Here is a 16803-nt window from a genome sequence, read left to right on the forward strand (position 1 = left end):
ATATAAATCATGATAGAGGTCAATCAACTACCTCTCCATGGATACTACTATATTGGTAATATTTGAACGTAGGAAAACGCCGTCATGCTTGGAAAATTGTTGAGAAAAACCTGGTTCTGGCTACTGCTGCTCGGTGCCCTCTTGGGCGTTGCAGCGCTGGGGGTCACGGTGACCGTCATGCACAAGACCAGTTCCACCGAGTTCTGCGTCTCCTGCCACTCCATGCAGACCCCGCTGGCCGAGTATCAGGGCAGCGTCCACTTCCAGAACGTGAAGGGCATCCGCGCCGAGTGCGCCGACTGCCACATTCCGGGTGATCCCACCTCCTATCTGTGGACCAAGATCCGCGCAGTGAAGGACATCTATCACGAGGCGATCGGCACCCTCGACACGCCGGAGAAATACGAGGCCCACAAGCTGCGCATGGCGCAGTCGGTGTGGGACGAGCTGAAGGCCAACGACTCCGCCACCTGCCGCAGCTGCCACAGCTACGCGGCCATGGACATCCTGGCCCAGCGCCCCAACGCCCGCGCCGAGCACCCGGTCGCCATCAAGGAGGGCCAGACCTGCATCGACTGTCACCGCGGCGTCGCCCACATCATGCCCGACATGAGCGGCCTGGCCGCCGCCGGTGCCAGCGAGCTGGCGCAAGCTGCCGCCCAGACCCCGGCCAACGTCACCACCCGCTATGCCATCGCCACCACCCCGCTCTATCTGGATGCCGGCGCCAAGACTGACGAAGGCACCCTGATGCCCTCCACCAAGGTGGAAGTGCTGGCCAACGACAACGGCCGCGCCCAGGTCCGCATCGACGGCTGGCAGCAGGACGGGGTGAGCGAGGTGTTTTACGCCGCCCCCGGCAAGCGCATCCTGAGCACCCTGCTCGGCGACAAGGCCAAGGCGCAGCTCACCACCGGCAAGAGCGAAACCGACAGCGCCACCAACCTGACATGGCATCAGGTCAGCCTGACCGCCTGGGTGGATCAGAGCCAGCTCATCGGCGATCAGGGCAAGCTGTGGCAGTACGCCTCCACCCTGATGTCCAACAACTGTACCGGCTGCCACGGCCTCACCGCACTGGATCACTTCAACGCCAACCAGTGGATCGGCGTCATCAAGGGGATGGAATCACGCACCTCCCTGACCCCGGAACAGGCACGCATGTTGACCCAATACGTCCAGAAACATGCCAGTGACATGAACGCGGCGCACTAAGGCTGGCACAGAGGAAATCGTCATGACTTTTTTTACCGATAAGCAAACCAATCTCTCCCGCCGCAACCTGCTCAAGGGGCTGGGCGCCTGCGCCGCCCTGCCGCTGCTGGCCGGTGTCTTCCCGAAGAGTGCGCTGGCCCAGGCCATCAGCACGGCGCTGGAACAGTTCCCGACCCTGGTGCCGGCCCAGAAAGGCATCCTGACCGGCGCTCACTGGGGGGCCTTCGAGGCCATCGTCGAAGAGGGCCGCATGGTGCGGGTCCAGCCGGTGACCGATGATCCGGCCCCCAACGATCTCATCGACATGGCGCCGTTCCAGGTCCACGCCAAGAACCGCATCAAATACCCCATGGTGCGCAAGAGCTGGCTGGAGCAGGGCCCGGGGGCCAAACCCGAGCTGCGCGGCGCCGACGAGTGGGTGCGGGTGAGCTGGGAGAAGGCCATCGCCCTGGTGGCCGGCGAAATCAGCCGGGTGCAGCGCGACTTCGGCCCGCAGGCGATCCACGCCGGTTCCTACGGCTGGAAGAGCGTCGGCATGTTCCACAACAGCCGCACCCTGCTGCACCGCCTGATGAACCTGGCGGGCGGCTTCACCGGCTATGCCGGCGACTACTCCGCCGGCGCCGCCCAGGTGATCATGTCCCACGTGATGGGTTCCATCGAGGTGTATGAGCAGCAGACCGCCTGGCCGAACGTCATCGAGCACGCCGAACTGGTGGTGCTGTGGGGGGTCAACGCCCAGGTCACCCTGAAGAACAGCTGGAACATGCCGGATCACGAGGGTCAGGCCGGCTTCAAGGCGCTGAAAGATAAAGGCACCCGCATCATCAGCATCGACCCTGTCTACAACGAAACCGCCAAGCTGGCGGGGGCCGAGTGGATTGCACCGAATGCCTACACAGACGTGGCCATGATGCTGGGGGTGGCCCACACCCTCTACAGCGAGCAGAAGCACGATCAGGCCTTCCTCGACCGCTACACCACCGGATTCGACAAGTTCCTCGCCTATCTGCTCGGCAAGGAAGACGGCCAGCCGAAGAGCGCCGAGTGGGCGAGCACCATCTGCGGCGTCGATGCCAAGGTGATCCGCCAGCTGGCCCTCGACATGGCCTCCAAGCGCACCATGATCATGGCGGGCTGGGGCATGCAGCGACAGCAGCACGGTGAGCAGCCCAACTGGATGCTGGTCACCCTGGCTGCCATGCTGGGCCAGATCGGCCTGCCGGGCGGCGGTTACGGCTTCAGCTACCACTACTCTTCCGGTGGCAGCCCCACCGCCAAGGGCGGCATCCTGGCGGGCATCTCCGCCGGCAATGCGCCGAAGAACGGGCCGGCGCCGATCCCGGTGGCCCGCATCGCCGACTGTCTGGCCAACCCCGGCAAGACCATCGACTTCAACGGCCGCAAGGTGACCTACCCGGACATCAAGCTGGTCTACGTGGCGGGCGGCAACCCCTTCCACCACCATCAGGACACCAACAACCTGGTCAAGGCCTGGCGCAAGCCGCAGACCGTGATCGTGCACGAGCCCTACTGGACTGCCACCGCCAAGCACGCCGACATCGTGCTGCCGGCCACCACCAGCTACGAGCGCAACGATCTGGAGATGGGCGGCGACTACTCCCAGCGCTACGTCTTCCCGATGCACCAGTGCGTACCGCCCCAGTTCGAGGCGCGCAATGACTTCGACATCTTCCGCGACGTGGCCGCCAAGCTGGGCTTGCAGGAGCAGTACACCGAAGGCAAGGACGAGATGCTGTGGCTCAAGCAGATGTATGACGGCATGGCCGCCCAGGCCCGTGGCGCCCGGGTGGCGCTGCCGCCGTTCAACATGTTCTGGGAGTCCAACAACTACATCCGCTTCCCGGTGCCCGAGGCGAACCGCCAGTGGATCCGTCACGCCGATTTCCGTGAGAACCCGCTGCTCAACCCGCTCGGCACCCCGTCCGGCAAGATCGAGATCTTCTCCAGCACGGTGGCCGGCATGGGTTATGCCGACTGCGCCGGCCATCCCAAGTGGTATGAGCCCAAGGAGTGGATCAAGAGCAAAGAAGCGACCCGCTATCCGTTGTCGCTCAACACCTCCCACCCGACCCAGCGGCTGCACTCCCAGCTCGACAACACCCCGCTGCGGGACAAGTTCGCCATCGCCGATCGCGAGGCGATCCTGATCCACCCGGACGACGCCAAGGCGCGCGGCATCCAGGACGGCGATCTGGTGCGGGCCTTCAACGACCGCGGCCAGATCCTGGTGGGGGCCCTGCTCTCGACCGACATCCGCCCCGGGGTGGTGCGGGTGTGCGAAGGGGCCTGGTTCGATCCGGCCAAGCCGGGCGAGGCGGGAAGCCTGTGCAAGAACGGCAACGTCAACTGCCTCACCTTCGACGAAGGCACCTCCAGCCTGGCGCAGGGCAACTGCGGTCACATGGCCCAGCTGCAGATCGAGAAGTACCAGGGCCCGGCCCCGGCCAACACCGCCCACGCGGTGCCGGCCAACGCCTGAGCAGACGAGTGAGCAACAAAAACGGCGCCATCAAGGCGCCGTTTTCTTATCTCGGTTTGGGGTGTGACTCGGAATCAGAAGTCACCCTCAACCATCTACTCTTCCGGACACTCCACCCGCTTTGCAGCCAGAGCGCTGACAAGGGCTCAGAATCAGAAGTCACCCTCAACCATATACTCTTCCGCACACTCCACCAGCTGGGGCCAGAGTTCTTCCGGCACCCAGGCATCCGGGTCATCTTCATCCCCGTCGTACTGGCTCCAGAAATAGCGGCGCAGGCCGGAGGCGAAGTCATCGCTCAGCTCGGCCAGCTCGGAGAGCGGCCCCAGCCAGGCGATGCGACGCAGGCCGGAGGCGAGATCGTTGATGGCGTCCATCAGGCCGCGATCGTCGAAGCTCTGCTCCACCAGCAGGGTGAAGCGCTCACGCGCCCGTTCGGTCTGATCCTCATCCAGCTCGCCCACGTCGGCCAGCAGGTCGACGAAATCTTCCAGCAGGAAGGCAATCAGGCTGTCGCGATCCTCAAACCACTGGATCTGGGCCCCCTTGGTGCCCAGCACGGAGGCATCGAACGAATCGTCGAGGTGACACAGTGCCCATGGATCATCGGTCATGGTTCTCTTCCTCAGGCTAAAACAGGTGCCATATCTTATGCCTAGCTCTCCACTCTTGCCACCTTGGGCAGCGAGAGGGAAGCCGCCAGCCCGCCCAGTTCGGCGCGCCCCATGATGAGGCTGCCACGGTAGGCTTCCGCCAGATCGGAGACGATGTTGAGACCCAGCCCAGAGCCCGGCACCTTCTCGTCGAGCCGCACCCCGCGCAGCACCGCCTTGGCGATCTGATCCTCGCTCATGCCGGGACCGTCATCCTCGATGCGCAGGGTGATCCAGCCCCCCAGCTCAGCGCTGGAGATGCGCAGCCGGCCGGCCGACCACTTGAAGGCGTTCTCCAGCAGGTTGCCCACCATCTCGTCGAAGTCCTGCTCCTCCACCCCGACCGCCAGGGTGGCCGGCACCTGCAGGTCCACTTCCCGGCCCGGATAGAGGCGGGAGAAGGCGCGGCAGATGTACTCCACCCGCGCCCGCACCGGGGTCGACACCCCGAGGATCTTGGCTGCGCCGGTCACCCGCGCCTTGCCGAGGTGGTAGTCGATGTGGCGCTGGATCTGATCGAGCTGCTCGCCGAGGGCGGCCTGATCTTCCGGCGGCAGCTGGGCCACCTGGTTGCGCATGATGCTGAGCGGCGTCTTGAGGGCATGGGCCAGGTTGCCGGTGTGGGAGCGGGCCCGCTGCAACAGCTCGCCATAGTGGTGCAGCAACCGGTTGATGTCCTCCACCAGCGGCTGGATCTCCAGCGGATAGCGCAGCCGGAACCCCTCCTGATGGCCCTGATGGACCCGGCTCAACTCGCGGCGCAACAGGTGCAGCGGCCGCAGGCCGTAGACGATCTGGAACATGAAGCCAAGCACCAGCCCGGTCGCGGCAAAGCCGAGGCCGAGGAACAGGCTGATGCGGGTCTTCTTCAGGGTCTGGGTCAGGGCGCTGCTGTCCTTGGCCATCACCAGGGTGAACACCCGATCCGAACCGGGCAGCAGCACGGTACGGGTCATGATCAGCAGTGGCTCCTTGTTGGGCCCCTTGCCGACGAACAGATCAGGGTCGCCGAAGGCCGACTTCAGGCCGTGCACGTCGAGGTGCACATCCCACAGGGAGCGGGAGCGACTGACCACGCTCTCCCCCAGCTCCAGTTGCCAGTAGTAACCCGAGTAGGGCTGGCGAAAGCGGGGATCGGCCATGGGTTCGGTGACCACCGGCAGGCCATCCGGCTGGATCTCGAGGCGGGAGAGCAGATCGTAGAGCTGCAGACGCAGGCCGTCGGCCTCCGCCTCCTGCCAGTAGTTGCGCATCATGGTCTGCAGGCTGAAGCCGGTGGCGAACAGGAACAGGCCGCACCAGACCATGGCGATGACCACCAGCCGCCCCCGCAGGGTACGCACCAGCCTCATTCAGCCGCTCCGCTGCAAAAGGGCATCAAGATCAGGCTCATTCGTTGATCCGGTAGCCGAGGCCACGCACCGTCTCGATGAGATCGGCGTGGGTCTTCTTGCGGATCCGGCCGATGAACACCTCCACCGTATTGGAGTCGCGGTCGAAATCCTGGGCGTAGATGTGGTCGATCAGCTCGCTGCGCGACACCACCTTGCCCCTGTGCTGCATCAGATAACCGAGCACCCGGAACTCGTGGGCGGTGAGCTTGATGGGGGTGCCCTCGTACCACACCTGGGAGGCCGCCATGTCCAGACGCACTCCGCCGATCTCCAGGATCGAGCTGGCGTTGCCCGCCGCCCGCCGCACCAGGGCATGGACCCGGGCCACCAGCTCGGCTACCTGGAACGGCTTGGTGAGATAGTCATCGGCCCCGGCGTTGAGCCCCTCGATCTTCTCGTGCAGCTGGCCACGGGCGGTCAGCACCAGCACCGGGGTGTCGATCCCCTTGCTGCGCCACTCCTTCAGCACGCTCAGGCCGTCGCGCCCCGGCAGACCGAGATCCAGAATGATGGCGTCGTAGGGCTCGGTCTCGCCGAGAAAGCCGGCCTCGTTGCCGTCGTGGCAGAGGTCGGTCACGAAACCGGACAGGCGCAGCTGTTCCGCCAGCTGGCCAGCCAGGGTCTTCTCATCTTCAACTATCAGAATTCGCATAAATGGGTATCCAAAGCAGGGTTGTGCCGGTACCGGCAGCGGTTGGGGGACGAACCGGATGGCGGCGCGTTCGCGGACTCACGCCATTACTCCTCTTCCGGAGGCGGACGCGGTTCGAACAGCCGCTCCAGATGGTGGCCCTTGAGCCACACCATCTCCAGGTTGTCGGCCCGATAGCCCACCTTGATGACGCTGTTCTCGCTGTCGATCAGCTTGAGTTCGTACAGCCAGATGCCGTCCTCCTCCCCCAGATCGACCCGCAGCACCCGTACCGGCAGGCGAGAAGCCACCTCCATCACCTCATGAAAGGGGCGCACCCGTCCCTCGCTGACCGCCTGCTGCAGCAAGGCCTCGTTCGGCGTGGCCGCCTGTGCCAGTGCCGGCAGCAGCAACCCAAGCAGAGACAGGGCTCTATTCATGGATGATTCATCTCCCAAAACCTAACATAATGCCGTTTATAGTCTGCCAGCCATGAATCCGGAATGAATATGATCCGACGCAGTTTCCTGCTGATCCTTTGCCTCTTCTCCACCCTCGGCTGGGCGGCCGATAGCCGTCTCGACATGGCCGGGCTGGTCAAGCTGCTGGTGGCCCAAGGGTATCACGACATTCGGGAAGTGGAGCTGGAAGGGGACAAATTCGAGGTGGAAACCCTGGATGCCCAGGGGCAGCGGGTACAACTCCTGGTCGACGCCCATACGGGTGACATCAAAAAAGAGGCCGACTAGGCCTCTTTTGCTATGGGTGCGCCGGTGCGGCCTGTCTTTGCGTCTCTTTCAGCTTCTGCTGTCGGTACTGGCGCCAGGGGCGCAGCAGCTTGTCGCGGCGTGGCACCAGCAGGGCACAGGCCAGCAGCAGATAGATGAGCGGCTCCTGCCAGCCGCTCTTGAGCGACCACCAGTAGTGCACCGGCACCAGCAGGGCCACCGCATAGATCCAGTTGTGCAGCTTCTGCCAGGCCGGCCCCATGCGCCGCAGCAGGGCCGGGATCGAGGTGAGGCTGAGCGCCAGCAGCAACAGCAGCGCCACCATCCCCACCACTATGTAGCTGCGCTTGACCAGCTCGCCGCCAATCAGCCGCCAGTCGAACTGCAGATCCAGCCCCAGCCAGACCATAAAGTGCAGACCGGCCCAGGCGGCGCACCAGAGCCCGAGCGGGCGGCGCAGCTTAATGAGCTGCCCCTGCCGCCAGCGTTTGGCCAGCGGCGACACCAGCAGGGTGAGCAACAGCAGATTGAGCGCCCCCTTACCCAGATAGTGGGTCAGCCCCTGTACCGGATCCCCTCCCAGCAGACCGCCGGGCACGGCCACCAGCAGCCAGAGCAGAAACCCCAGCGAGGCGAGGTGTACCAGCGCCCGCAGCAAGGTGATGTGACGCGCCGTCAGTCGCAGAGTCATGATGTCAGCTCCTTTCGTCTCAATACCACTTGCGCAGGTCCATGCCCTGATAGAGGGACGCCACCTCGTCGGCATAGCCATTGAACATCAGGGTCGGCTGGCGCTTAGCGCCGAAGATGCCCCCCTCGCCGATGAAGCGCTCGCTGGCCTGACTCCAGCGCGGGTGATCCACCGCTGGATTGACGTTGGCGTAGAAGCCGTATTCGTTGGGGGCCAGCAGGTTCCAGGTGGTGGGCGGCATCTCCTCCACCAGCCGGATGGAGACGATGCTCTTGATGCTCTTGAAGCCGTACTTCCAGGGCACCACCAACCGGATCGGCGCACCGTTCTGGGCCGGCAGCGCCTTGCCATAGAGCCCCATCGCCAGGAAGGAGAGCGGATGCATCGCCTCGTCGATGCGCAGCCCCTCGACATAGGGATAGTCGATGCCGCCGCCGAGGGAGCGGGAAGCCTGACCGGGCAGCAGCTCCGGATCATAGAGGGTCTCGAAGGCCACAAACCTGGCACGGCTGGTGGGCTCGGCCCGGCGAATGAGGTCCGCCAGCGCGATGCCGCTCCAGGGCAGCACCATGGACCAGGCCTCCACGCAGCGCAGCCGGTAGATACGCTCCTCCAGCGTGCTCTTGTTGATGAGATCCCACACATCCAGGGTAAACGGCTTGGCCACCTCCCCCTCTACCTTCAGAGTCCAGGGCTCGGGCTTGAGGTAGTGGCCATTGCGGGCCGGATCCCCCTTGTCGGTACCCAGCTCGTAGAAGTTGTTGTGGGTGGTGGCCTTCTCCTCCGGCGTGAGGGTCAGCCCCTCCGGCCGGGCAGCGGCGTGGATGTTGAGCGCCCGGGTGGCGACCGGTGCCGGCTTGTCGCCAGAGAAGAGATCGAGTACCCCGGCCTGGGTCGGCAACGCCAGGGTGGCGGCGCCGAGCCCCAGCCCTTTCAGGATCAGGCGACGATCCTGATAGACGGCTTCCGGCGTGACATCCTGTTCGGTGAGGTGATGGGCAGAGCGGCGCTTGAGCAACATGGAAAAACTCCCGGGGCGATGAGGGTAACAATCATAAGACCCGCCCCGGCCGAGTTTTATTTCACGGAAAATTACATGAACTGATAGAGGGGCAGTGCCTTGGCCATGGTACCGACCAGAAACAGCACTACGAACACCAGCAGGGGAACGATCACATTTGGCACCATCAGACTCACTCCATGAGCAGGACAGGGCCTCTAACTATGGTGCAGACACGACCGCCTCACCATGAATTTTTTTCGCGAGCGCAAGCGTATTCCTGAGTTGAAATGAGTGATGCAGATCACACACAATTCTGCCCCTGCTTGCCGCCCCCCCCTGCGCGGGGTAGGCTCCCTTTTTTCCGGATTTCACTACTGAAGAGTCACGCCATGAGCCCATTGTTCGCCATCGCCATCACGACCGGGATCCTCTCCGCCGTCTGGGGCTGGGTCGCCGTCACCCTCGGCCTCATCTCCTGGGTCGGCTTCCTCGGCTGCACCAGTTATTTTGCCTCCAGCGGCGGCTACAAGGCACTGCTGCAGACCCTGCTGTGCAATGCCAGTGGCATGCTGTGGGCCCTGCTGCTGATCCATGGCGACGCCTGGTGGGGCGCAGGGGTGGCGGGTTACCTGATGACCGGGGTGGTGGCCACCCTGATGTGCGTGCAGGCCAGGCAGCAGTGGCTCTCCTACATTCCCGGCACCTTCGCCGGTTGCTGCGCCACCTTCGGGGCAGCAGGAGAGTGGCGGCTGATCCTGCCATCTCTGGTGATAGGTGCACTGTTTGGCTACCTGATGAAGGCGAGCGGTCTGTGGCTCTCCCACAAAACCCAGAAAACTCACGCCACCGCTGGCGTCACCGACCCGGCCTGAACCTGACATATTCGGTCGGAAACCAGAGGGGCGGCCCGTCGATGACAGGCCGCCCCTCTGTGTTTATCCCTTCGACTTGAAGTTCGCCGCTTCGATGCCGTGCCGGTTCAACAGCTTGTAGAAGTCGGTGCGGTTTCTGCCCGCCATGCTGGCCGCCAGGGTCACATTGCCCTCGGTGGTACGCAGCAGCCGGATCAGATACTCCTTCTCGAACTCGGCCCGCGCCTCGTTGAACGAGGGGATGCCACCACCGCCGCCACTCAGGGCAGACTCCACCATGGCGGCGCCGATCACCGGGCTGCAGCAGAGGCTGGCCAGCTGCTCCACCACGCTGTAGAGCTGGCGCACGTTGCCGGGCCAGGCCGCCGCCGCCAGCAGCGCCAGCGCCTCCGGCGAGAAGCCGAGGGCGGCACATTCGCCGTGACGGCTGCGATACTCGTCCAGCGCCTGCCTGGCCAGCAAGGGGATATCCTCGCTGCGAGCACTGAGGGGCGGCATTGTGATGTTGGCCACGTTGAGCCGATAGAAGAGATCTTCCCGAAAGCGCCCCTCCTCCATCGCCGCCACCAGATCCTGATGGCTGGAGCTGATGACCCGCACCTCAGGCGTGCCCTGGCCATACTCCTGCAATACCTGCAGCAGCTTGGCCTGCAGCGACTCCGACAGGTCCCCTATCTCGTCGAGAAACAGGGTCGCCCCCTTGGCCTGCTCAAACAGGCCGGACTGGCCATCCTCACCGAACAGCTGCAGATCCAGCGCAGCCCAGGGCAGCGCGGCACAGTTGATCACATGCAGCGGCTGATCACGCCGGCTGCTGGCCTGGTGCAGGGCCTGGGTCATCACCCCCTTGCCGGAACCGGAAGGGCCCATGATCAGCACCGGCACCTCCATGGTGGCGATGCTGCTGGCCTGGATCAGCAACTGCTCCATCTGCGGGTTGCGGGTCAAGATCAGCGACTGCCACTCCTGGCGCTGCTTTGGGCGCGTCAGGCTCAGCGCATGTTCTATGGTGGCGAACAGCTCCTCCTTGTCGATGGGCTTGGTCAGAAAACTGAAGACCCCGGAGCGGGTCGCCTGAATGGCGTCCGGGATGGTGCCGTGGGCGGTCATGATGATGACCGGCAGCCCCAGCCACTGGGACTGGATCCGCTCGAACAGCGCCAACCCGTCCATGCCGGTCATGCGCAAGTCGCTCAGCACCAGATCGGCCCGTTGCTGGCGCAGCCGGTCCAGCGCTCCTTCGGCGCTGTCGGCGGTATCCACCTCATAACCCTGACTGCGCAGACGCATGCTCATCAGCTTGAGCAGGCTGGCATCATCATCAACCAGCAGGATGCGACTCATTTCAGCGCCTCGCCGTTGCCGTTCAGCTTGCGCTGATTGAGCTTGTCCAGACCGGCTCGCCGGCTGGCCACCGATTCGGACGGGTGGGTGTTGACCATGGCCAGGCTGACCCGGCTCTCGAGGTCGGTTGCCCCCTTGAGGCGCTGGCGCTCCTGAGCCCGTTGCTGGGCATGGCTGGCCAGCAGCCAGTCCGAGTATTGCAGGCGCACCTGCATCTCCTTGTTGGCAAACTCCATCCGCTTGGCGAGGGCAAGATCCGGCGACGCCACCGGGTCACGCGCTGGCAGCAGGGAACAGCCTGTGAGCAGGCTCATTATCAATACCGGAACAACACATTGTTTCATCTTGGGCTTCACTTCAACGTCAACCGGAAACAGACATCCGCCTGTTCATCTTCAACCAATACCAATTCGCCACCAAGGCTCATCGCCGATTCCCGGGCGATGGAAAGCCCCATGCCGGAGCCTTTCAGCAAGCCCTGGCGCACAATACTGCCCTGCTCGAAGGGTTCGAAGATCCGCTCCCGTTCGGCCACGGGAATGGCGGGCCCCTCGTTGGCCACCTCCAGCCAGCTGCCGTTGCCATCCTGCCCGGCACGGATCCAGATCTGCCCCCCCTTGGCGCCGTAGCTGACCGCATTGGAGAACAGATTATCGAGGATCAGCCGCAAGCGATATGGCTCCGCTTTCAGGGTGATCGGATCGGTCGGCAAGTGTACACTGATTTGTTTGGATTCCAGCGCCAGCCGGTACTCTGCAGACAATTCTGACAGCAGTGGCGCCAGCGCTACCGGCGTCAGGGTGAACACCTCTTGCTGACTCAGACGGTTGAAGTCGAGCAGTCGCTCGATCAGGGTCTGCAGGCGCCGGCTGTTCTCCTCCAGCATCTGGCAGATCTCCTGCTGATCCTGGGTGAGCGGCCCTACAAGCTGCTCGGAGAGCAGATCCGCCCCCTCCCGCAGCACCGCCAGCGGGGTCTTGAGCTCGTGGGAAACGTGGCGCAGGAACTGGTATTTCTGCTGTTCCAGCTCCTTCAGCTTGTCGTGCAACCAGAGGATCCGCTCCCCCAGCAGCACCAGTTCGGCCGGTCCGTCTACCGGCCGTTTGTCCGGCTCCACACCGGCCCCCAGACTCAAGATCCGCGACTCAATCTGACGCACGGGGTGGATGATCAGGTAAGTAAACAGCAATACCAGCAGCAGGCTGAGCACCGCCACGAAGCCGCTGACCCACCAGATCTCGGTCATCAGGGCGGCGATGGTGGCCCGTACCTTGCTGACATGATCGTCTACCTGACTGCGAGTGATGATCTCGAGTTGCTGGTTGGCCTCGTTGAACTCGTCAAACTTGGGGCTGTTGGATTCGGCCTTGGCACGGGCGAGATCCTGCAGGCTGTCGAGCCAGACCAGGGCCTGCTCGATGCCGCCATAGGCCTCGGCGTCCGGAATGGAACTCTGGTGGGCGGCCAGCTGGTCGCGGTAGCTCGCCAGCTGCTGCTGGTAACTGGTCAGGATGCGCTCATCCCCGAGCACCGCATAACGGCGTAGGGTGCGCTCCAGATCGATGGCCTGGGTTGTCAGCAACGTGGCCCGGCGGGTATCGCGCACCGCCCGCTCCAGCTCGTCGCTGGTCAACTGACTGAGGTGATCGAGGGCCTGGCTGTCATGCCAGATCATGCCGCCCAGCGGCATCAACACCAGGACGAACCCCATCAATACCACTTGCAGCAGGGAGCGTGGGCGTACCTTGGTCATCTTGTGCGGTCTCACTTCATCTGGGGTGGGTCAGCATATCCGCACTCCCCAAAAAAGCAAAACCGGCCAGAAGGCCGGTTCATGCTCTCTTCCGGGGTCACGCCAGACCCACGGATACCACACAGATAATCAGGATCATGGCCAACGCACCCGAGGCGGTCAGCAGTGCCCATTTCAGTTCCACACTCATGCAAATCTCCTTTCTTGCCAAGATGATAGAGCCTGATCACAACAGACGAACAGATGTTAATGCATAGTTAAGCCGATAACCGTGAGCTGTGTATGAATTTCAGATGAGCCCTATCAAAGGACTGATAACATGTTCTATCTGTGTAGCATAGGGTCGAATCTTGACCCCCACCAGCATGTCGGCCAGGCAGTGGCCGAGCTGCTTGCCCACTTTGGCCGCCTGCGGCTCAGTTCGGTGATCCAGACCAAGCCGGTCGGCATGCATTCGAGCCATGATTTTCTCAACTGCCTGTTCGTCGCCGAGAGCGAGCTGACCCAGCCCCGACTCAAGGCACACTTCGTCGCCATGGAGCTGGCCCACGGCCGGGATCGCAGCGATCCCCACTGCAAGGTGCGGGACCGCCCGCTGGACATCGACATCTTGGCCAGCAGCGAGGGCGATGACTTCTCCGCCGCCCGGGTTGACGCCTACCTCGACGAGCTGTTGGCAGAACTCTACGGCAAAGGAGAGGTGCACGATCCCAAGGTGACCCTGCCGCTGCACACCCGGCTGATGGCAGGCAAGGTGATCGAGGAGGGGCAGGTCGGCCTGGCCCCCGTTGCCCTGCAGCGCGACATGGCCATTCCCGCCCCTGTTGATGGCTAGATGACGGCCAGACCGCGGCCACCATCCACCCGGATGCTGGCCCCGGTCATATAGTCGTTCTGCATCAGCAGCTGCACCGCCTGCCAGATGGGCGCAAGCCCCCCTTCCCGCGCCAGCGGCGTCTTCGCCAGCACCTGTTCACGCCACTCATCACCATGCTCATCGAGAAACAGAATGGGGCCAGGCTCTATGGTGTTGACCCGGATGGCCGGCGCCAGCTCGCGGGCAAAGCTCATGGCGAGCGAATGGGCCCCCGCCTTGGTGGCCACATAGCTGGCAAACTGGGGCGCCGGGGCGTGAATGTAGATGTCGGTGATGTGGATGATGCTGGCGTTGGGATGGCGCGCCAGCTGAGGGGCCAGCGCCCGGTTGAGCTGGAAGGGGGCCGCCATGTGCACCCGGTAGAATTGATCAAACTGGGCCAGCTGGGCCGCCGGCTCGCTCGCCTGCGGCTCAAAGGCCGAGGCGTTGTGGATCACCAGCGCCAGATCCGGCTGGGCGGCCAGTACCTCGATGAGTCGGCCAACCTCTTGCTCCCGGTTGAAGTCGGCCTGCACCAGCGTCACCCCCAGCGCCCGCAGCCGTGCCAGCTCCGGCCGCTCGCTGCGATAGCTGCCGGTTACCTGCCTGCCCGCCGCCACCAGCTGTTCGCACAGATAGAAGCCGAGTCGACGGCCACACCCCGTCACCAATGCACGCATAATCCCTCCTCTCTTATCCGCAGGAATGCCTATCGATCCCCACGGCACAAGCCATTGGCCGTTGCCGCCATCCGGCGGGCATAGTGGCCCCTCCATCACCTTACGGAGCCACTTCCATGTTGCAGATCCGCGATCACATGAGCCGCCTGACCCACTCCCTCACCCCGCAGCTCGGCCTGGCCGACGCGCTGGACCGACTGCATGGTTCAGGCCTCAGCGGCCTGCCGGTGCTGGACCCGCAGCAGCGGCTGATCGGGTTTCTCTCCGAGCAGGATTGCATCCCCAGCCTGCTCACCGGCAGCTACCACTGCGATACCCGCACCCGGGTGGAAGATCTGATGAACCGGGCCCCGCTCTCGGTCAGCCCGGATGACAGCATACTGGAGCTGGCCCGCCAGATGACCGGGGCCAAGCCCAAGGTCTATCCGGTGCTGGAGGGGGACCGGGTTGTCGGCATCATCAGCCGCCGGCAGGTGATGCAGGCCCTCAACGCACAGATGAAAGCCTGCCTGCCCACCTAAATTTGATAGCGCCCCTTGTCGCCGATATCGAAGTGCAGGGGCATGCGCCACTTGGCCAGGGCGAGCAGAGTGAGCAGCGCGCCACACACCAGCGCCACCAGGGCGGCGGCCCAGCCGATGCCGGCCAGCTCCAGCAGCCATAACAGAGGCAGCAGCAGGGGCACCGCCCTGATCCCCGGAATGGCGAAGCAGAACTGCTCCTTGAAGGCCAGCCCCGCCAGCGTGGCCAGGGCCGCTCCCAGCACCAGCACATCCGGCGCCCCGCCCACACTGAGCAACAGGGCGCCCCAGCCCAGTCCCTGCAGCAAGAAGCGAATGCGCTTGTCATAGACATGCAGGCACAGGCCGCATACCCCGCAGGCCACGGCCAGCGCCGCCAGCCAGTTCGCCGGGCTCAAAAAATCCTGCCCGATCAGCAGACTTGCCCCTCGACACAGCAGCAACAAGGCTGCCAGACTCAAGCCTAGGCGATAGAGGCAGACCGACAGCCTGTCGATGCCGTCCAGCTCGCTTTCAATTTCAGGGTTTGCCATCAGGGGTCGCCTCTGTTGCAGGTAGGGGCCAATATACTTGAATTATGCCCGCGAGCGATTCCCTATTCCGTGCAGGAGATGTGGTTTGCGAAGATTCATGCTGCTCTGCCTGTTGTTTCCTCTCTGGCTGCAGGCCAAAGAACTGATCATTGGCGGCACGCTGGAGCCGCCGCTCAAGTTTCTGGATGCGCAGGGCCAACCCCATGGCCTGGACGTGGACGTGGTCAGCGCCATTTTCGGCAAGTTGCACATTCCCATCCGCATCGAACTGACCGACTCCGGGGCCAGGCTGACCCGCAACGCCGAAACCGGCGTGTACGACCTGGTGATGACTCACTCCTACAAGCCGGAGCGGGAGCGCTATCTGCTCTACCCGCAGCAGGCTCACCTGCGCCACAGCTGGCACTTCTTCGTGCGCAAGGCCGATATGCTGAAGATCCGCTACGACACGCTGAGCGATCTGAAACCCTGGCGCATCGGCATCACCAAGGACTTTTCCTATACCCCCGAGCTGACCGCCGCCCTCACCGACCCCGCCTATCATTTCCAGGAGATCCCCATCAACCAGTTGCAGCTGCGCAAACTCATCGCCGGGCGCATCGATACCGTGCCCATGCCGCTGGTCACCGCCTTCGCCCAGATCAGGGAGGAGGGACTGGAAGGTAAACTCGACTACCTGCCCAAGCCCCTCAAGGCCAGCCCCTACTACACCGTCTGGACCAAGGCCAGAGCCGATGCCAACACCCCGGCGCTGATGGCAGCCTACGACACAGAACTGCTGCATATGAAGCGCGACGGCCGGCTCAAGGCCCTCTATGACAAGTACGGCATTCCCTATATCGAGCCCTGATCAGCCGGTCAGGGCTTCACATCCCGCAGGATCGGGTTCTGCAACGAGATCAGGGTCTCGGTGGACTGTATCTCATCGATGGTCTGGATCTTGTGGATCAGCACGGTCTGCAACTCGTCGATGGAGCGGGTCATCACCTTCATGAAGATGCTGTAGTGGCCGGTGGTGTAGTAGGCCTCCACCACCTCGTCCAGCGCCTGCAGCTTGGCCAGCGCCGACGGGTAGTCCTTGGCGCTCTTCAGGTTGATCCCGATGAAACAACAGACGTCGTAACCCAGCTTCTTCGGGTTCACCTGCACCCGCGTTCCCTCGATGATGCCCGCCTGCTTCATCTTCTCCACCCGCACATGGATGGTACCCGGGCTGACCAGCAGTTGTTTTGCCAGCTCGGCGTAAGGCAGCCGTGCATTCTCCATCAGGGCGGTGAGGATGGCCTGATCGAGATTATCGATCCGATAATTTTCCGGCACTTTTTTGCACTCCCTTTGATGATTCCTCATTAACAGGCCATTAATTTTGAAGAAAAAAACACACAAAGCCTATTTCTATTATCGAATATTGAATTTAGTTCGCAAT

General features: G+C 63.4%; 19 protein-coding genes and 1 pseudogene. 7 read left to right on the forward strand and 13 right to left on the reverse strand.

Features of this window, described 5'->3' with window-relative positions:
* Positions 1-84 precede the first annotated feature (84 nt).
* Together CAK78_RS00360 and torA are read left to right on the forward strand one after the other, a co-directional pair.
* Positions 85-1215, forward strand: a complete 1131-nt coding sequence (locus tag CAK78_RS00360; RefSeq protein WP_094696003.1) for a NapC/NirT family cytochrome c — start codon at positions 85-87, stop codon at positions 1213-1215.
* Between the two features lie 22 nt (positions 1216-1237).
* Positions 1238-3718, forward strand: a complete 2481-nt coding sequence (gene torA / locus CAK78_RS00365) for a trimethylamine-N-oxide reductase TorA (protein WP_094696004.1) — start codon at positions 1238-1240, stop codon at positions 3716-3718.
* Positions 3719-3870: 152 nt separating this feature from the next.
* On the opposite strand, the gene CAK78_RS00370 is transcribed toward torA, so the two are convergent.
* The 4 genes from CAK78_RS00370 to CAK78_RS00385 form a co-directional block, all read right to left on the reverse strand.
* On the reverse strand, positions 3871-4332 hold the full coding sequence (locus tag CAK78_RS00370) for a hypothetical protein (RefSeq protein WP_010635837.1): 462 nt from the start codon (positions 4330-4332) through the stop codon (positions 3871-3873).
* 41 nt (positions 4333-4373) lie between these two features.
* Positions 4374-5723: a sensor histidine kinase gene (locus tag CAK78_RS00375; RefSeq protein ID WP_005306363.1), complete on the reverse strand. Its 1350-nt coding sequence runs from the start codon at positions 5721-5723 to the stop codon at positions 4374-4376.
* Positions 5724-5760: 37 nt separating this feature from the next.
* Positions 5761-6417 carry a response regulator transcription factor gene (locus CAK78_RS00380; RefSeq protein ID WP_005306366.1) on the reverse strand — a complete coding sequence of 219 codons (657 nt, stop codon included), beginning with the start codon at positions 6415-6417 and terminating at the stop codon, positions 5761-5763.
* 86 nt (positions 6418-6503) lie between these two features.
* Positions 6504-6836: a PepSY domain-containing protein gene (locus CAK78_RS00385; RefSeq protein WP_011707718.1), complete on the reverse strand. Its 333-nt coding sequence runs from the start codon at positions 6834-6836 to the stop codon at positions 6504-6506.
* Positions 6837-6899: 63 nt separating this feature from the next.
* Between CAK78_RS00385 and CAK78_RS00390 the strand changes: the two genes are divergently transcribed.
* Positions 6900-7145 (forward strand): PepSY domain-containing protein, encoded by a 246-nt coding sequence (locus CAK78_RS00390; RefSeq protein ID WP_094696005.1) that lies wholly within the window; start codon positions 6900-6902, stop codon positions 7143-7145.
* Positions 7146-7155: 10 nt separating this feature from the next.
* Here the strand turns inward: CAK78_RS00390 and msrQ are convergent, their stop codons facing one another.
* Both msrQ and msrP read right to left on the reverse strand, forming a co-directional pair.
* Positions 7156-7815, reverse strand: a complete 660-nt coding sequence (msrQ, locus tag CAK78_RS00395) for a protein-methionine-sulfoxide reductase heme-binding subunit MsrQ (RefSeq protein WP_094696006.1) — start codon at positions 7813-7815, stop codon at positions 7156-7158.
* Between the two features lie 19 nt (positions 7816-7834).
* Positions 7835-8836 carry a protein-methionine-sulfoxide reductase catalytic subunit MsrP gene (gene msrP / locus CAK78_RS00400; protein ID WP_094696007.1) on the reverse strand — a complete coding sequence of 334 codons (1002 nt, stop codon included), beginning with the start codon at positions 8834-8836 and terminating at the stop codon, positions 7835-7837.
* Between the two features lie 371 nt (positions 8837-9207).
* Between msrP and CAK78_RS00410 the strand changes: the two genes are divergently transcribed.
* On the forward strand, positions 9208-9690 hold the full coding sequence (locus CAK78_RS00410; protein ID WP_094696008.1) for a DUF1097 domain-containing protein: 483 nt from the start codon (positions 9208-9210) through the stop codon (positions 9688-9690).
* 63 nt (positions 9691-9753) lie between these two features.
* Here the strand turns inward: CAK78_RS00410 and CAK78_RS00415 are convergent, their stop codons facing one another.
* The 4 genes and pseudogenes from CAK78_RS00415 to cydH form a co-directional block, all read right to left on the reverse strand.
* Positions 9754-11034 carry a sigma 54-interacting transcriptional regulator gene (locus tag CAK78_RS00415; RefSeq protein WP_094696009.1) on the reverse strand — a complete coding sequence of 427 codons (1281 nt, stop codon included), beginning with the start codon at positions 11032-11034 and terminating at the stop codon, positions 9754-9756.
* 38 nt (positions 11035-11072) lie between these two features.
* A pseudogene (locus CAK78_RS00420) lies at positions 11073-11378 on the reverse strand (hypothetical protein); the annotation flags it as partial.
* 8 nt (positions 11379-11386) lie between these two features.
* Complete coding sequence (locus CAK78_RS00425) at positions 11387-12787, reverse strand: sensor histidine kinase (RefSeq protein ID WP_094696011.1); 1401 nt, start codon at positions 12785-12787, stop codon at positions 11387-11389.
* A gap of 97 nt (positions 12788-12884) precedes the next feature.
* Complete coding sequence (cydH, locus tag CAK78_RS00430) at positions 12885-12977, reverse strand: cytochrome bd-I oxidase subunit CydH (RefSeq protein WP_005306410.1); 93 nt, start codon at positions 12975-12977, stop codon at positions 12885-12887.
* Between the two features lie 129 nt (positions 12978-13106).
* Between cydH and CAK78_RS00435 the strand changes: the two genes are divergently transcribed.
* Positions 13107-13622, forward strand: coding sequence for a 2-amino-4-hydroxy-6-hydroxymethyldihydropteridine diphosphokinase (locus tag CAK78_RS00435; RefSeq protein WP_094696012.1), 516 nt, complete (start codon positions 13107-13109; stop codon positions 13620-13622).
* Here the strand turns inward: CAK78_RS00435 and CAK78_RS00440 are convergent.
* Entirely contained in the window at positions 13619-14323 is a 705-nt protein-coding gene (locus CAK78_RS00440) for an SDR family oxidoreductase (RefSeq protein ID WP_094696013.1), read from the reverse strand. The two genes, CAK78_RS00435 and CAK78_RS00440, sit on opposite strands and share 4 nt — an antisense overlap.
* Before the next feature lie 116 nt (positions 14324-14439).
* Here CAK78_RS00440 and CAK78_RS00445 point away from each other — a divergent pair, with 116 nt between their 5' ends.
* Positions 14440-14844, forward strand: coding sequence for a CBS domain-containing protein (locus CAK78_RS00445; RefSeq protein ID WP_094696014.1), 405 nt, complete (start codon positions 14440-14442; stop codon positions 14842-14844).
* On the opposite strand, the gene CAK78_RS00450 is transcribed toward CAK78_RS00445, so the two are convergent.
* Positions 14841-15377, reverse strand: a complete 537-nt coding sequence (locus CAK78_RS00450; RefSeq protein ID WP_094696015.1) for a DUF2301 domain-containing membrane protein — start codon at positions 15375-15377, stop codon at positions 14841-14843. The two genes, CAK78_RS00445 and CAK78_RS00450, sit on opposite strands and share 4 nt — an antisense overlap.
* An 85-nt stretch (positions 15378-15462) precedes the next feature.
* On the opposite strand from CAK78_RS00450, the gene CAK78_RS00455 reads away from it, so the two are divergent.
* The gene (locus CAK78_RS00455) at positions 15463-16227 is read left to right on the forward strand and encodes a substrate-binding periplasmic protein (RefSeq protein WP_094696016.1); all 765 of its coding nucleotides are present in this window, start codon (positions 15463-15465) and stop codon (positions 16225-16227) included.
* An 8-nt stretch (positions 16228-16235) separates the two neighbouring features.
* On the opposite strand, the gene asnC is transcribed toward CAK78_RS00455, so the two are convergent.
* Positions 16236-16697 (reverse strand): transcriptional regulator AsnC, encoded by a 462-nt coding sequence (gene asnC / locus CAK78_RS00460; RefSeq protein ID WP_005306422.1) that lies wholly within the window; start codon positions 16695-16697, stop codon positions 16236-16238.
* Positions 16698-16803 lie beyond the last annotated feature (106 nt).

The organism is Aeromonas sp. A35_P, from assembly GCF_002259925.1.
GTDB lineage: Bacteria > Pseudomonadota > Gammaproteobacteria > Enterobacterales > Aeromonadaceae > Aeromonas > Aeromonas dhakensis.

What these genes read in the sequence shown, in the direction of transcription:
- CAK78_RS00360 (WP_094696003.1), top strand. Translation starts at nt 85, where the DNA reads ATGCTTGGAAAATTGTTGAGAAAAACCTGGTTCTGGCTACTGCTGCTC.
- torA (WP_094696004.1), top strand. Translation starts at nt 1,238, where the DNA reads ATGACTTTTTTTACCGATAAGCAAACCAATCTCTCCCGCCGCAACCTG.
- CAK78_RS00370 (WP_010635837.1), bottom strand. Translation starts at nt 4,332, where the DNA reads ATGACCGATGATCCATGGGCACTGTGTCACCTCGACGATTCGTTCGAT.
- CAK78_RS00375 (WP_005306363.1), bottom strand. Translation starts at nt 5,723, where the DNA reads ATGAGGCTGGTGCGTACCCTGCGGGGGCGGCTGGTGGTCATCGCCATG.
- CAK78_RS00380 (WP_005306366.1), bottom strand. Translation starts at nt 6,417, where the DNA reads ATGCGAATTCTGATAGTTGAAGATGAGAAGACCCTGGCTGGCCAGCTG.
- CAK78_RS00385 (WP_011707718.1), bottom strand. Translation starts at nt 6,836, where the DNA reads ATGAATAGAGCCCTGTCTCTGCTTGGGTTGCTGCTGCCGGCACTGGCA.
- CAK78_RS00390 (WP_094696005.1), top strand. Translation starts at nt 6,900, where the DNA reads ATGAATATGATCCGACGCAGTTTCCTGCTGATCCTTTGCCTCTTCTCC.
- msrQ (WP_094696006.1), bottom strand. Translation starts at nt 7,815, where the DNA reads ATGACTCTGCGACTGACGGCGCGTCACATCACCTTGCTGCGGGCGCTG.
- msrP (WP_094696007.1), bottom strand. Translation starts at nt 8,836, where the DNA reads ATGTTGCTCAAGCGCCGCTCTGCCCATCACCTCACCGAACAGGATGTC.
- CAK78_RS00410 (WP_094696008.1), top strand. Translation starts at nt 9,208, where the DNA reads ATGAGCCCATTGTTCGCCATCGCCATCACGACCGGGATCCTCTCCGCC.
- CAK78_RS00415 (WP_094696009.1), bottom strand. Translation starts at nt 11,034, where the DNA reads ATGAGTCGCATCCTGCTGGTTGATGATGATGCCAGCCTGCTCAAGCTG.
- CAK78_RS00425 (WP_094696011.1), bottom strand. Translation starts at nt 12,787, where the DNA reads ATGACCAAGGTACGCCCACGCTCCCTGCTGCAAGTGGTATTGATGGGG.
- cydH (WP_005306410.1), bottom strand. Translation starts at nt 12,977, where the DNA reads ATGAGTGTGGAACTGAAATGGGCACTGCTGACCGCCTCGGGTGCGTTG.
- CAK78_RS00435 (WP_094696012.1), top strand. Translation starts at nt 13,107, where the DNA reads ATGTTCTATCTGTGTAGCATAGGGTCGAATCTTGACCCCCACCAGCAT.
- CAK78_RS00440 (WP_094696013.1), bottom strand. Translation starts at nt 14,323, where the DNA reads ATGCGTGCATTGGTGACGGGGTGTGGCCGTCGACTCGGCTTCTATCTG.
- CAK78_RS00445 (WP_094696014.1), top strand. Translation starts at nt 14,440, where the DNA reads ATGTTGCAGATCCGCGATCACATGAGCCGCCTGACCCACTCCCTCACC.
- CAK78_RS00450 (WP_094696015.1), bottom strand. Translation starts at nt 15,377, where the DNA reads ATGGCAAACCCTGAAATTGAAAGCGAGCTGGACGGCATCGACAGGCTG.